Below are 13,243 nucleotides of genomic sequence, written 5' to 3' on the forward strand. Positions count from 1 at the left end.
GTGTCGGCTGCGCCCCTCGTCCTGCTGGCGGGGATGAACTGCACGACCGACCTGTGGACGGGGTGCGGTCTTGACGACGCCCTCACCCCGGCGGTGGATGCCGACGACCTCGACGCCCAGGTCGACCGGCTTCTGCGGACGCTGCCCGGACGGTTCGTGATCGGCGGCCTCTCGCTCGGCGCGATCGTCGCGATGGCGCTGGCGGTGCGCGCGCCCGAGCGCGTCGTCGGCCTGTGCGTCACGGCGGCCAACGCGAAGGCGCCCACCCCGCGGCAGCGCGGGGGGTGGGCGGTGTGGCTCGAACGGCTGTCCGCGGGGGAGTCGCCCGCCGCACTGCAAGCCGGCATCCTGCCCGTCCTGCTGTCGGCGAGTGCGCGCGAGACCCGCCCCGACCTCGTCGAGCGGACGATACGCATGGCGGAGGAGACTCCGTCCCGGGTGCTCGAAGCGCAGCTGCGCCTGCAGGGGAGCCGCATCGACCTCCTGCCGCACCTGCGTTCCACCGCCGTGCCGACGCTCGTCGTCGCGGGGGCGGACGACGCGCTGTGCCCACCGGATTTCCACGACGAGATCGCCGCGGCGCTGACGGGTGCGCGTCAGGAGCGGCTCGAGGCGGGGCACCTCGTGCCGCTCGAGCGACCGTCCGAATTCGGCGCCCTCGTGCGCGCGTGGCGGGCCGGGACGGATGCCGTGCCGCGCGGTGCATCGGCACGCTCGGGTCGCACCGGAGCGAGCCACGGTCCGCTCTGACGCCGGCAGCCGGCTGCGCGCGGCCGGGCGCTCAGGTACCGTCTCGGATGGCGCTCGGGTCCTCGCCATCATCGATCCGACCCGGGCGCGTCTCGTCGATGAGCCCCGCCCTGGGGGAGGGTTCCTTTGCCGCGGATGGTCTCTCCCCGGCGCGCGGGGCGACCACGCGGGGCAACTGACGCCGGGCGCGGGAGGCGCGTTCGCCGCAGATGGTCCTCCCGGCGTGCGGGGCGACAACCCGGGGCAACTGGCCGCGGGAGGCGCGTTCGCCGCAGATGGTCAGGGGTGAGAGGGGCGGGCCGGGGGCTCAGGCGAACTCAATCGACAGCCGCCCGAAGGCCGCGGAGGTGCGTCATGAGCGATGACGCGAGGTTGTAGACCACGAGCCTCGCTCCGTCGTCGAAGGCCGCCGCCGCGGCGGCGGGGGTGCCGACGATGTCCATGCGCATCTTGCCCGCCGCCGCCACCGCGCGGTTCACGACTGCGGTCGCCTCGGGGAGGGGGAGGTCGTCCGGGCCCGTGGATGCCCCGAGGTCGGCCGGCCCGATCATGATCCCGTCGAGGCCGGGCGCGGCGGCGATGGCGGCGGCCGCGGAGACCCCTGCGGGCGACTCGATCATCCCGAGCACGAGGGTGTTGCGCAGGTACCAGTCGCGGTGGTCTTCGGGCGCCGTTTCGCCGAAGCGTCCGGCCCGGCTGTAGGTCGCGAAGCCGCGCGTGCCGACGGGCGGGTAGTGAGCGGCCGCGACCACGGCTGCCGCCGCGGCCGCGTCGTCGATGTGCGGCACCAGCACGCCCTGTGCGCCCTGGTCGAGCACGCGCAGGATCGCGCCGGGGTCGTCCTCGCCGACGCGGACGATCACGGGCACGCCGTGCATCGTCGCGACCGCGATGTGCTGACGCAGCGCGATGACGTCGGCGGGGCCGTGCTCCGCGTCGATCAGAACGAAGTCGAACCCGGCGACGGCGAGCATCTCGGTCAACTCTTCGGCGGGCATGCGCAGCAGTGCACCGATGAGCCGTTCCCCGGACTCGGCACGCGCGCGGAGCGAGACCGGTCGGCCCGGCGGGTTCACGCGATCATCCCCGCGGAGAGATCGACGTCGGCGCCGCACATGCCCGGCATCGCCAGCATGGCCACGACCGCCGCTCCGACCTCGGCCTCCGTCACCATGCGCCCGAGTGCTGCGCGCGAGACGAACGCGGCCTCGGCTTCGGCGGCGGTGCCGCCCGAGCGCTCGGCTTCGCGTCGGAAGTTGCGGGCCATGCGCTCCCCCTCGACCGGCCCCGGCGACAGCGTGTTGACGCTGACCCCCGCGGGGCCGACCTCGAAGGCCAGCGTGGCCGTGAGGCCGAGGACCGCCATCTTCGACGCGGTGTAGGGCGTGCGGTGCGCGAGGGGCCTCTTGCCCGAGACGGAGGCGAGATTGACGACGTCGCCGGCTCCTCGCGCGACCATCGCGGGCAGGAACTCGCGGCACATGAGAAAGGTCCCGCGCACGTTGACCGCGAAGACCTCGTCCCATTCGTCGACGCCGATGTCGGTGAGGGCGGCCACCGGGCCCGCGATGCCGGCGTTGTTGACGAGGATCGAGACCTCGGTGCCGGCGAGCGCCTCGCTCAGAAGAGCCACGGAGTGCTCGTCGGCGACGTCGCAGACGAGCGCGCGCGCCGATCCCGGCAGCCGATCCGCGACGGCGTCGAGCGCGTCGCGCCGGCGCCCCACGACGACGAGGTCGGCCCCGGCGGTCGACAGGGCGTGGGCGATCGCCGCTCCGAGACCGCTGCCTCCTCCCGTGACCAGCGCGGTGCGTCCGGTCAGATCGGTCATCGCGCTCCCGCCGTGCTCTGCTCGATCCAGGGGAAGGTCGCGTCGCCGTGGCGCCATGCGCGCGCGTCGCCGGAGCGGGCGTGGCCCTCGAAGAGCTCGACGCGCGCAGCGCGGCCGCAGACCTCGCCGAGCATCGCGGAGGACGCGGGGTCGGTGATCTCCTGGTACGTGATCGTGCGGAGGTACTTGCCCACCCAGAGGCCGCCGGTGTAGCGGGCGGCGCCGAGCGTCGGAAGCACGTGATTGGTGCCGATGACCTTGTCGCCGTACGAGACGCAGGTGTTCTCGCCGAGGAACAGCGCCCCGTAGTCGTGCATCTTCTCGAGCGCGGCGCGGGGCTCGCGCGTGAAAATCTGCACGTGCTCGAAGGCGAACGAGTCGGCGAGGGCGTATGCCTCCTCGAGATCGTCGACCACGATCACCTGGCCCCAGTCGCGCCACGCGGGCTCGGCGTAGTCGCGCGTGGACATGCCGGGCAGGATCTCCTCCACCAGCTCCATCACGCGTTCGCCGAGGGCCCGCGAGGTCGTGATGAGCACGGCCGGCGATTCGGGCCCGTGCTCCGCTTGCGAGAGCAGGTCGACGGCGGTCAGGAACGGATCGGCGTCGTCGTCGGCGACGATGAGGATCTCGGTCGGGCCCGCGAAGAGGTCGATGCCCACCTCGCCGAACAGCTGCCGCTTCGCCTCGGCGACGTAGGCGTTGCCGGGTCCGGCGATCAGGTTGACGGGGGCGATCGTCTCGGTGCCCACCGCCATGGCCGTGACGGCCTGGACCCCGCCGAGGATGTAGATCTCGTCGGCTCCGGCGAGCTTCATCGCCGCGACCGTCGCCGCGGGGATCTCGCCGCGGATCGGCGGGGTGCACGCGACGACGCGCGGGACGCCGGCCACCTTGGCCGTGATGATCGTCATGTGCGCGGATGCCGTGAGGGGGTATTTGCCGCCCGGGATGTAGGCGCCGGCGGCCCGCACGGGAACGTGCTTCTGTCCGAGGTGCACGCCGGGCAGGGTCTCGACCTCGATGTCGACGAGCGAGTCGCGCTGTGCCTGCGCGAACGTGCGCACCTGCTCCTGGACGAAGCGGATGTCCTCGATCACCTGGGGGTCGAGGGTGGCCATGATCTCCGCGACGCGCGCGTCGTCGAGGCGGAAGGGCTGCTCCCACCGATCGAACTGCGCTGCGTACCGGCGCACCGCGTCGTCTCCCTGCGTGCGGATGTCGTCGATGATCGTTCCCACCCGGGCGGCGACGTCGCTCTGCGCGGTGTCGGTGAACGACTTCGTGGGCGCCTTCTTCAGGTAAAGGGGCATCTTCGCATCCTCTCGTTGCATACGTATGCTCACATCATGACTGCGTATGCACGCGGGGTCAACCTTTCGCTAGACTTCGACCCTCAGCACTGAGCCGCCAGGGGGGATCCATGGCCATCACGAGCAGAGACGTCGCTCGACTGGCCGGCGTCTCGCAGCCCACCGTCTCCCGCGCTCTGCGCGACGACCCCCGCGTGTCGGAAGACACCAAGAAGCGCGTCCGCGACGCCGCCGCGCTCCTGGGATACGTGCCCAGCGAGGCGGGGCGCGCGCTGTCGTCGGGGCGGACGCGCCGCATCGGCCTGCTCGTGACCGACCTCGACAACCAGTTCTATTCGCACATCATCGCCCCCCTCCACCGCGAGCTCGAGACCCACGGCTATCAACTGGTGCTGCACACCGAGACCACCGACGAGTCGGTGGCGGAGCGTCTCATCGCCAACGGCCTGGACGGCGTCATCCTCGCCACGACCACGGTGGAATCGGTCGTGCCGCTGCGCCTGCGCGACAGGGGTCTGCCCTTCGTGTACTTCAACCGCACGGCGGCGCTCGTCGACGCGGATGCCACGGTCGTCGCCCCCTCCGTCGGATTGCAGGATGCCGTCGATCGCGGCCTCGCCCTCGGGCATCGGCGCATCGGGGCGGTGCTGGGGCCGCAGAACACCAGCACGGGCCGTTCCCGCGAGCGCGCCTTGCGCGCAGCCCTCGCCGACCGCGGAGTCTCACTGGACGCCGATCTCGTGCGCCACGGACCGTTCGACACCGACGCGGGCGACGCCGCGACCGCGGAGCTGCTGGCGCTCGAGGGTGCTCCCACCCTCATCTTCTGCGGCAACGACGTCATGGCCTACGGGGCGCTCAACGCCGCCCGGCGGGCGGGTGTGCCGGTGCCCGACGGCGTCTCGATCATCGGTTTCGACGACCTGCCCCCGGCATCCTGGCCCATCATCGAGCTCTCAACCATCGCCTACGACTACGTGCAGATGGCGCGCGAGGCGGGACGCCTCATGGTGCGCCGCATCGAGGAGCGCCCGCAGGAGTACGCCCACGTGGAGTTCGCGACGACCTTCATCGAGCGCCGCACGCTCGCCGCCGCCGTCACGCGCTGACCCTTCGGCGCGGACTCGAGCGGGAGATGTCCGGCGTGCGCAGGACTCTTGCGTGGCGGTTGTGCATACGCATACACTGCCGACATCGCCCGCGCCGACCTGGCGCCACACACGAAGGAGCCCCGAGTGCCTCTCGACCCGGTCGCCTACCAGCCGTACGCGGATCCCGATGACTTCATCCGCGAGGTCACCGATCTGATCTGGGTGGACCGTTCCATCAGCTTCATCCGAGACAACTACGAACCCGACTCGATCGTCCACGGGGCGTACGGCACCTCGACCACCCGCGACGAGGTCATCGAGGGCACCCTCATGCGCATCTCGGCGACCCCCGACCGCACCGGACAGGCGGAGGACGTCATCTGGGAGGCGCGCGGAGACGATGCGTTCCTCAGCTCGCACCTGGTGCTGTCGGGGCACCTGCAGTCGTCCGACTACAGCCGCACGATCGCCAACTGCCTGTACCGCCGCGGCCGCATGGTCGAGGAGTGGGTCGTTCGCGACACCCTCGCCGGCGCCCTCGTGCTGCAGAGCGATCTCGACGAGCTCGCCCGTGCGCAGGCGTTCCGCGGCTACACCGGCACCTGGACCGAGCCGGCTCCGGCCGACCCCATCGCGGTGGGCGACTCGGGGCCCCGTCCCGACGACTACCGCCCCGAGGTCGAGCGCGTCGTCGAGATGATCCAGACGGTGTGGAACGACCGCGACCTGCAGAAGGTCGAGAAGTTCTTCCATCGTGACCTGGTGCTGCTGACCGTCGGCAACCGCCTCGTCATCCGTCCCGAGGGGTACCGCCGCGCGCTGCTGCGGTTCCTCGAGTCGTTCCCGGCCGGGCGGTTCGAGATCCGCGACATCCAGACCAACTACGACGTGCGATACGCGGGTCTGCGCGTCGCGGTCACGTGGAAGTTCGTCGGCGACTACAACGGCGTCGCGAACTACGGCCCCCTCACCGGTCGCCCCGTCGACGTACTGGGGATCTCGCAGTTCACCTTCCACCAGGGGGCGCTGGTGAAGGAAGTGCGGCTGTGGGACGACATCGCGCTGCGCGCGCAGATCGCCGGAATGCGAGGCGACGAGCCCGTCGTCCTCGGCAACATCTACTGATCCAACGAAGGAACACATCATGAGCACCGACCACGCGAGCCCCTCCACAGACGTCGACGGGGCCGAGATCCAGCGGCGAACGATCCGCAAGAGCGACTGGGCCCCGCACAACGCGGCCTTCATCGACTGTCGCACCCCCGGGTCCGACCGCAAGTCGAACTACGCCTTCATCGGCGGCGGCGTCTCGCAGAACGCGGGGCAGGTCATCAACCTCACCGAGGAGCACGGCTTCAACACCGGAGCCGCGGGGATGCCGAACGGCATCTCGAACAACCTGCACCTTCACTTCACGGCGGAGGTGTTCGTCAACCTCGGCGGCGAATTCCGCCTGCGCTGGGGGATCGACGGCAAGCAGGGCGAGTACGTCAGCACCGACGGTGACATCATCTCGATCCCGACCTGGATCTTCCGCGGTTTCACGAACGAGGGGCCGGACGACGGCATCCTGTGGACCGTCCTCGGGCGCGACGTGACGGGGGGCATCATCTGGGGGCCGTCCGTACTGAAGGAGGCGGAGTCGTACGGTCTCTATCTCACCGCCGACAACCAGCTCATCGACACCGTCGCCGGTGACGAACTGCCCCAGGACGTGGCGCTCATCAAGCCCATTCAGCAGCGGTACATCGACGAGCTGACCCCGTTCTCGGTCGAGCAGATGCGTGAGCGGGTCGTCCAGCCCGGCGACCGCGTCTACAGCGCCAACGCCCTCTTGTGCGCGAGCCTGCCGGGCGGTGCCGCAGAACTGAGCCTCGCCATCGGCTACGGCATGACCGAGGACCGCCGTCAGGTCCCCCGCATCCACGAACCCCACTCCTTCAACATGGCCTGGGTCCGTGCCGCCGAGGACGAAGGCATCCTGCGCCACCGTCACGACAAGAACCAGGCGATGCTGGTCAAGAGCGGACGCTGGGCGGTCACGCTGAACGGCGACCCCTCCACGACGGTCGAGCTGGACCCCTCGGACTCGTTCTCGGTGCCCGCGGGCGCCTGGCGCGCCTTCCGGTGCATCGAAGCCGGCGACAGCGGCGCCGGAGAGCTGCTCGTGGTCAACTCGGGAGACGACCGGGTGTACCTCGAATGGGCCCCCGAGGTCGTGGACGCAGCCCGCGACGCCGACTGGATGCTCGACCCCAACGGCTACCTCGCGCCCGTCGGCGTGATGGTGACCGCGACCGAGGACGACTGATCTCCCCTCGGGAGCTCGTCGTCGCCGCGACCTCCCCCCGCATCGTCGTGGGGGAGGTCGCGGCCAACCTCGAGGCGGTGCGCGCCGCCGTCGCCGACGCCGCTCATGCCGGTGCGCGACTGATCGTCGTGCCCGAGCTCGCCCTCAGCGGGTACGTCTTCGCCGACGTCGCGGAGGCCCGGTCCGCGGCCGTCGCCCGCGACGATCCCCGCTGGGAGGCGATCGCGCGGGAGCTGCCCGAGGGGGCGGTCGCGGTCATCGGCTACGCCGAGGATGCCGGACCCCGGCTGTTCAACACCGCGGCGCTGCTCTCGCGCGTCGCCCGGCTGGGCGACTATCGCAAATCGCACCTCTGGGGCGAGGAGTCGATGTTCTTCGCGCCGGGGGACACCGCCGGCGCCGTCGTGGAGACGCCCGTCGGTCGGATCGGGGTGGCCATCTGCTACGACAACGAGTTCCCCGAGGTTCCGCGGCGCCTCGCCCTCGCCGGGGCGGAGGTGCTCGCGCTCCCGGTGAACTGGCCCCTGGTCGACCGGCCCGCGGGGGAGCGCGCCCCCGAGACGATCCAGGCGATGGCCGCCGCCCGCTCCTCGCGCCTGGCGACCGTGATCGCCGACCGCCACGGGGTCGAGCGCGGCGTCGTGTGGACAGGGGGCACGGCGATCATCGACGACGACGGGTGGATCGCGGCGGCGCCGGAGGGCAGCGGCGGCTCGGCCGTGGCGACGCTGCGTGTGCGGCATCCGTCCGACAAGTCGCTCCCGCCGTTCAACGACCTGTTCGCCGACCGGCGCCCCGAGCTGTACGGCTGAGGCCGCCGTGCGGAGCGGGACGCGCCGGCGCGCGTCAGCCGCGGACCCGCGGGTGCGTCAGGCGACCGCGCTGCGTCCCGCACGCGCGCGCAGCATGTCCTGCGCCATGTCGGCCAGGCGGCGGGCCGCCGGTGACAGTTCCGTCCCCTCTCGCCGCGCGAGCGCGATCGTGTCGTAGAGGGGTTCGGTGAAGGGAGCGATCCGGATGCCGGCGGGGAACGCCGGCGATTCGGCGATCGAGCGCGAGACGATCGTGTCGGCGGTCCCGGAGCCCACCAGGCCCAACGCCGTCTCGACGTTCTCGACTTCGATCGCGGGCTCGAGGAGGAGCCCCTGGGCGCTCGCGCGCTCACGCAACTGGCGCCGGGTGGGATCGTCCCAGCCCGCGTAGGCGTCGTACAGCACGAGTTTCGCGGCGGCGACCTCGGCCAGGGTCACGGGGTGCGCCGGTGCGTCGGCGCGAGCCGAGGCGTAGACGACTTCGTCGCGCATGAGCGGGGTGATCGTCAGGCCCGCGTCGTCGACGGGGAGCACGAGGAGTCCCGCCTCGATCTCGCCCGCGGCGATGGATCGCGCGACCAGGGCGGAATTGATGCCCACCAGCCGCACCCGCACCCCGGGATACTGCTCGTGGAACCGTTGCAGCAGATCCGACAGCTCGTAATAGGCGGCGTTGCGCAGCACGCCGAAGGTGCAGGTGCCGGACTCGAGCGCGGTGAGTGCACGCATCGCCTCGACCCCGTGATGGATCGCGCCCACCGCGCGCTCCGCATGCGCCCGCAACGCGAGGGCCGACTCGGTCGGTACGAGGCGCCGCCCTCCGCGTTGGAACAGCCGCACGCCGAGCTCGCGTTCGAGGCGGGCCACGAGCTCTGAGACCGAGGCCTGCGTCGAGTCGAGTTCGACCGCGGCGGCGGTGAACGACCCCCGTTCCAGAGCGGTCAGGAAGGCGCGCAGCTGGGTGATGGTCACGAGCCAATGGTAAACCCGATGGTTTGCATCGTATCCATCGTTCTTGTGGGGGTGGACCGGGAGATCTAGCGTCGACTCATGCGATTCACTCCCGCGCTCCTCGAGCGCCTCGACGGCTCCTTCCACCACCTCAAGACGCCGCTCATCGACGCCCCCGCTGCTCAGCGCGACCCGGCGGTCATCGAGACCGTCTCGGCCATGCTCAGCGATATCGGTCGTCGGGGGATGGATGCCGTGCTCGATTACGCGCGTCGACTCGACCGCTACGAGGGCGGCGACATCGAGCTCACCACCGCGCAGATCGCCTCGAGCGGCGACCGCCTCGCGCCCGATCTCCGCGCGGCGATCGAGCTGGGGTCCGAGCGGACGAAGGCGTTCGCCGCCGAGCAGCGCGGTCGTCTGACCGACTTCGAGACCGAGCTGGTCCCGGGACTCGCCACGGGCGTGCGCTATGTCCCCGTGTCGCGTGTCGGCGCCTACCTGCCCGCGGGGCGCTTCCCTCTCACCGCGAGCGCGTTCATGACGGTCGGGGTCGCGAAGGCGGCCGGTGTGCCGACGGTGATCGCCTGCACGCCCCCGCAGCCCGATGGCGGCGCGAACGACGCCGTCGTCTACGCCGCCCACCTCTCGGGGGTCGATCGCGTGTTCGTGCTGGGCGGAGTCCAGGCGCTCGCCGCGATGGCCTACGGCCTGCTCGGCGACCTCCCCGTCGACATGCTGGTGGGCGCCGGCAACGCCTACGTCGCCGAGGCGAAGCGTCAGCTGTTCGGAACCGTCGCGATCGACCTCCTCGCGGGGCCCTCCGAAGTGGCCGTGCTCTCCGACGACAGTGCCGACCCCGAGATCGTCGCGGCCGACCTTCTCGGGCAGGCCGAGCACGGCCCCAACTCTCCCGCGGCGCTGGTGACCACGTCGCACGAGCACGGGCAGGCCGTGATCGCCGCCGTCGAACGTCAGCTCGAGACGCTCGCCACGGAGCCGATCGCGGGTCCCGCGTGGCGCGACTACGGCACCGTGACGGTCGCGGCCGACCGCGAGACGGCGGTCGCCCTCATGGACGACCTGGCGCCCGAGCACCTCGAGGTGATCACGGCCGACGACGACTGGTACCACGACCACCTTCGCAACTACGGGTCGATCTTCCTCGGGCCCTGGAGCACGGTCGCCTACTCCGACAAGGGCATGGCGGGGACCAACCACGTCCTGCCCACCGCGGGCGGCGCCAAGCACAGCGCCGGCCTGTCGGTGTCGCGCTTCGTCAAGCCGCTCACCTACCAGCGCATCAGCCGGGACGCCACGCCGGCCCTCGCGGAAGCGGTGCAGACGATCTCCGATTCCGAGGGCATGGCCGCGCACAGCGCGACGGCGACCATGCGTCTGGCGACCTACGCGGAGTGAGGACGGGGCGGACGGCCGCTCCCCGACCCGTCGCGTATCCGCACGCCGGGTCGGGACGCGGCCGTCCGGGGCTGAGCCGCTCGCGGGGTCGGTCCCTCCCGCGCACGGCGCCCCGCGTCAGTCCAGGAACTCCCGCGCCGCGACGACGAGGTTCTCGACACCGCGATCGATCGTCGGCTGCATGACCGGAGCGAAGAAGGGCGAGTGGTTCGTCGGGATGTCGCGCTCGATCGTGCCGCCGGCCACGGCATCCGCGAATTTCTGCGGGTCCACCCCGCCCCAGAACCAGAACACCAGCGGCGCGCCCGAGTCGCGGGCGAACCATGACACGTCCTCGCTCCCGGTGAACATACCCGGGTCGACGACGCCGGCCTCGCCGAACGCCCGACGGAACGCGGCCGTCAGGCGGGAGGTGGCATCCGGGTCGTTGATGGTGGGCGGCAGGGAGTGGTCGGTGGTGATGGTGGGTTCCTTCTCGGCTCCGGATGCCGCCGCCTCGGCGCGGACGATCCGCTCGACCTTGCCCATCACGCGCTCGCGCGCCGCGTCGTCGGGGTAGCGCAGGCTCAGCTCGAGCTTCGCCTCCGCCGGGATGATGTTGTTCTTCAGGCCCGCGTGGATCGAACCGACCGTCACGACGGCGACGTCGCGCGGGTCGACTTCGCGCGAGACCACGGTCTGCAGGCGCATCACGGTGGCGGCGGCCATGACGACCGGGTCGATCGTGGAGTGCGGGCGCGAGCCGTGACCACCGCGGCCGTGGAGTACCACGGTGAGACCGTCGGATGCCGCCATCTGGGTGCCCGCGCGCACGCCGATGACGCCCGCGGGCAGCGGCGTGACGTGCTGGCCGAGCACGATGTCGGGCTTCGGGTAGCGCTCGAGCACGCCGTCGGCGATCATCGCCTGCGAGCCCGCGCCGTACTCCTCGGCGGGCTGGAACACCGCCACGACGGTGCCCGACCACTCGTCGGTCGTCGCGACGAGCCGCTCGAGCGCCCCGATGAGGGCGGTCACGTGCATGTCGTGACCGCACGCGTGCATGACCGGAACGGCGTTGCCCGCCGGATCGGTGCCGCGGGCGGTGCTGGCGTAGGCGAGACCGGTCTGCTCCTCGACGGGGAGACCGTCCATGTCGGCGCGCAGCCAGACGACGGGGCCCGGGCCGTTGTCGATCCGGGTGACCACACCGGTGCGCCCGACGCCTTCTTCGACCTCGAGGCCGAGGTCGGCGAGGTGGCGGGCGATGACGCCCGCCGTCCGCGTCTCCTGGAACGACAGCTCCGGGTGGGCGTGCAGATCGGTGTAGAGGCTTTCGAGGTCGACGCTCATGGATCGAGCCTAGTTCGCGACCCCTCGCCCGCGCCCGCCCGGCCGCCCTTTCTGTCGAGTGTCCGAGACATGCCGCGAGGCGCGTCCGAGACGCGGCGTGTCCTGGACACTCGACCTGCTTCCTGCCGGACCGGGGCGGGCGCTACCGGATGCCGCGCGCGCCCGCAAGCCGTCCGGTGCGGTCAGGTCGGGCGGGGACGCTGAGCGCATGACCACGACACACTTCGACTACCTCATCGTCGGCGGCGGGATGGTCGCCGACACCGCCGCGCGCGGCATCCGCGAGATCGACGCCGACGGATCGATCGGCATCCTGAGCGACGACATCGACGAGCCGTACACGCGCCCCGCCCTCAGCAAGAAGCTGTGGACCGACGACGAGTTCACGTGGGACAAGGTGCCGCTGGGCACCGCCGCCGACACCGGCGCCGACATCCGGCTGCGCACGCGCGCCACGGCGGTCCGCCCCGAGGAGCACGAGGTGGATGCCGACGGCGAGACCTTCTCGTACGGCAAGCTCCTTCTCGCGACGGGAGGGAAGCCCGTCGCCCTCCCCGTCGACGACGCATCGAGCGGCGAGCGGGTGCTGTCGTTCCGCACCGCGGAGGACTACCGGCGCCTTCGCGCCCTGGCCGAGGACGTCGACCGCATCGCGGTCGTCGGCGGCGGGTACATCGGGTCCGAGCTCGCGGCGGCCCTCGTGCAGAACGGTGTCGACACCGTCCTCATCCACACCGGTGCGGTGCTGGGCGACGCGGTCTTCCCCGCGGCGCTCGCCGAGCGTTTCGAGACGCTGTTCCGCGATGCGGGCGTCGAGATCGTGGCGGGATCCAAGGTCGAGGGCGGATCGGCGGATGCCGACGGCGTCACGCTCGGGCTCGAGAACGGCGACGAGGTGCGCGCCGACGCCGTCGTGAGCGGTCTGGGCATCGAGGTGGCCACCGACCTCGCCGAGAAGGCCGGCCTCGCGGTCGACGACGGCGTGCACGTGGATGCGCAACTGCGCGCCTCGGTCGACGACGTCTACGCCGCCGGCGACGTGGCGAGCTACCCCGACCGCCTGCTCGGGCGTCGCCGGGTCGAGCACGTCGACAACGCCAACGAGCAGGGCAAGGCCGCAGGCCGCAACCTGGCGGGCGCCGCCGAGCCGTACACGCACACCCCCTACTACTACTCGGCGGTGTTCGGCATCCGGTACGAGGCGGTCGGAACCCTGGACTCGTCGCTCGAGACGGTGGAGGACTGGATCGACACCGACCACGGGGTCGTCTACTACCTCGACGACGACCGTGTCGTGGGCGTGCTCCTCTGGAACGTCGAAGAGGCCCGGGATGCCGCCCGCGCGGTGCTGGCGGAGGCCGACACCCTGACGCGCGACGACCTGGTGGGCCGCATCCGCTGACCCGTCTGAGCCGCGGCGGCGCCGACAGGCA

12 protein-coding genes are annotated in these 13,243 nt (G+C 71.6%); 7 read left to right on the forward strand and 5 right to left on the reverse strand.

Annotated features, from left to right (window positions below; genetic code table 11):
• A complete protein-coding gene (locus AB0N80_RS03250; protein WP_363577523.1) occupies window positions 1-750 on the forward strand; it encodes an alpha/beta fold hydrolase in 750 nt (249 codons plus the stop codon).
• A gap of 317 nt (window positions 751-1,067) precedes the next feature.
• Here AB0N80_RS03250 and AB0N80_RS03255 read toward each other — a convergent pair whose 3' ends face one another.
• From AB0N80_RS03255 to hisD (AB0N80_RS03265), 3 genes are read right to left on the reverse strand one after another with little or no spacing between them, the layout of a single operon-like run.
• Window positions 1,068-1,826: an aldolase/citrate lyase family protein gene (locus tag AB0N80_RS03255; protein ID WP_363577525.1), complete on the reverse strand. Its 759-nt coding sequence runs from the start codon at window positions 1,824-1,826 to the stop codon at window positions 1,068-1,070.
• On the reverse strand, window positions 1,823-2,581 hold the full coding sequence (locus AB0N80_RS03260) for an SDR family oxidoreductase (protein WP_363577527.1): 759 nt from the start codon (window positions 2,579-2,581) through the stop codon (window positions 1,823-1,825). The genes AB0N80_RS03255 and AB0N80_RS03260 overlap by 4 nt, the downstream gene beginning before the upstream one ends.
• Window positions 2,578-3,894, reverse strand: coding sequence for a histidinol dehydrogenase (gene hisD, locus AB0N80_RS03265; protein ID WP_315993945.1), 1,317 nt, complete (start codon window positions 3,892-3,894; stop codon window positions 2,578-2,580). The genes AB0N80_RS03260 and hisD (AB0N80_RS03265) overlap by 4 nt, the downstream gene beginning before the upstream one ends.
• Before the next feature lie 110 nt (window positions 3,895-4,004).
• Between hisD (AB0N80_RS03265) and AB0N80_RS03270 the strand changes: the two genes are divergently transcribed.
• The 4 genes from AB0N80_RS03270 to AB0N80_RS03285 all read left to right on the forward strand — a co-directional run bounded on the left by AB0N80_RS03270 (window position 4,005) and on the right by AB0N80_RS03285 (window position 8,108).
• Window positions 4,005-5,003 (forward strand): LacI family DNA-binding transcriptional regulator, encoded by a 999-nt coding sequence (locus AB0N80_RS03270; RefSeq protein WP_363387897.1) that lies wholly within the window; start codon window positions 4,005-4,007, stop codon window positions 5,001-5,003.
• A gap of 126 nt (window positions 5,004-5,129) precedes the next feature.
• Window positions 5,130-6,110, forward strand: a complete 981-nt coding sequence (locus AB0N80_RS03275; RefSeq protein ID WP_315993943.1) for an ester cyclase — start codon at window positions 5,130-5,132, stop codon at window positions 6,108-6,110.
• 19 nt (window positions 6,111-6,129) lie between these two features.
• On the forward strand, window positions 6,130-7,296 hold the full coding sequence (locus tag AB0N80_RS03280) for a cupin domain-containing protein (RefSeq protein ID WP_363577530.1): 1,167 nt from the start codon (window positions 6,130-6,132) through the stop codon (window positions 7,294-7,296).
• Window positions 7,296-8,108, forward strand: a complete 813-nt coding sequence (locus tag AB0N80_RS03285; protein WP_363578172.1) for a nitrilase-related carbon-nitrogen hydrolase — start codon at window positions 7,296-7,298, stop codon at window positions 8,106-8,108. Before AB0N80_RS03280 ends, AB0N80_RS03285 begins: the two co-directional genes overlap by 1 nt.
• Window positions 8,109-8,165: 57 nt before the next feature.
• Here the strand turns inward: AB0N80_RS03285 and AB0N80_RS03290 are convergent, their stop codons facing one another.
• Window positions 8,166-9,080 carry a LysR family transcriptional regulator gene (locus tag AB0N80_RS03290; protein ID WP_363577532.1) on the reverse strand — a complete coding sequence of 305 codons (915 nt, stop codon included), beginning with the start codon at window positions 9,078-9,080 and terminating at the stop codon, window positions 8,166-8,168.
• Between the two features lie 78 nt (window positions 9,081-9,158).
• Here AB0N80_RS03290 and hisD (AB0N80_RS03295) point away from each other — a divergent pair, with 78 nt between their 5' ends.
• Window positions 9,159-10,478 (forward strand): histidinol dehydrogenase, encoded by a 1,320-nt coding sequence (hisD, locus tag AB0N80_RS03295; protein WP_363577534.1) that lies wholly within the window; start codon window positions 9,159-9,161, stop codon window positions 10,476-10,478.
• Between the two features lie 117 nt (window positions 10,479-10,595).
• On the opposite strand, the gene AB0N80_RS03300 is transcribed toward hisD (AB0N80_RS03295), so the two are convergent.
• On the reverse strand, window positions 10,596-11,810 hold the full coding sequence (locus tag AB0N80_RS03300) for an amidohydrolase (RefSeq protein ID WP_363577536.1): 1,215 nt from the start codon (window positions 11,808-11,810) through the stop codon (window positions 10,596-10,598).
• Window positions 11,811-12,018: 208 nt separating this feature from the next.
• On the opposite strand from AB0N80_RS03300, the gene AB0N80_RS03305 reads away from it, so the two are divergent.
• The gene (locus tag AB0N80_RS03305; protein WP_363577538.1) at window positions 12,019-13,212 is read left to right on the forward strand and encodes an FAD-dependent oxidoreductase; all 1,194 of its coding nucleotides are present in this window, start codon (window positions 12,019-12,021) and stop codon (window positions 13,210-13,212) included.
• The last annotated feature ends 31 nt before the right edge of the window (window positions 13,213-13,243 follow it).

Origin of the sequence: Microbacterium sp. NPDC089188 (genome assembly GCF_040685155.1) — a bacterium.
GTDB lineage: Bacteria > Actinomycetota > Actinomycetes > Actinomycetales > Microbacteriaceae > Microbacterium > Microbacterium galbum.

Excerpts from the sequence above, each read along its gene's own strand:
- AB0N80_RS03270 (WP_363387897.1), top strand. The coding sequence starts at position 4,005 with ATGGCCATCACGAGCAGAGACGTCGCTCGACTGGCCGGCGTCTCGCAG.
- AB0N80_RS03300 (WP_363577536.1), bottom strand. The coding sequence starts at position 11,810 with ATGAGCGTCGACCTCGAAAGCCTCTACACCGATCTGCACGCCCACCCG.
- AB0N80_RS03260 (WP_363577527.1), bottom strand. The coding sequence starts at position 2,581 with ATGACCGATCTGACCGGACGCACCGCGCTGGTCACGGGAGGAGGCAGC.
- hisD (WP_363577534.1), top strand. The coding sequence starts at position 9,159 with ATGCGATTCACTCCCGCGCTCCTCGAGCGCCTCGACGGCTCCTTCCAC.
- AB0N80_RS03305 (WP_363577538.1), top strand. The coding sequence starts at position 12,019 with ATGACCACGACACACTTCGACTACCTCATCGTCGGCGGCGGGATGGTC.
- AB0N80_RS03280 (WP_363577530.1), top strand. The coding sequence starts at position 6,130 with ATGAGCACCGACCACGCGAGCCCCTCCACAGACGTCGACGGGGCCGAG.
- hisD (WP_315993945.1), bottom strand. The coding sequence starts at position 3,894 with ATGCCCCTTTACCTGAAGAAGGCGCCCACGAAGTCGTTCACCGACACC.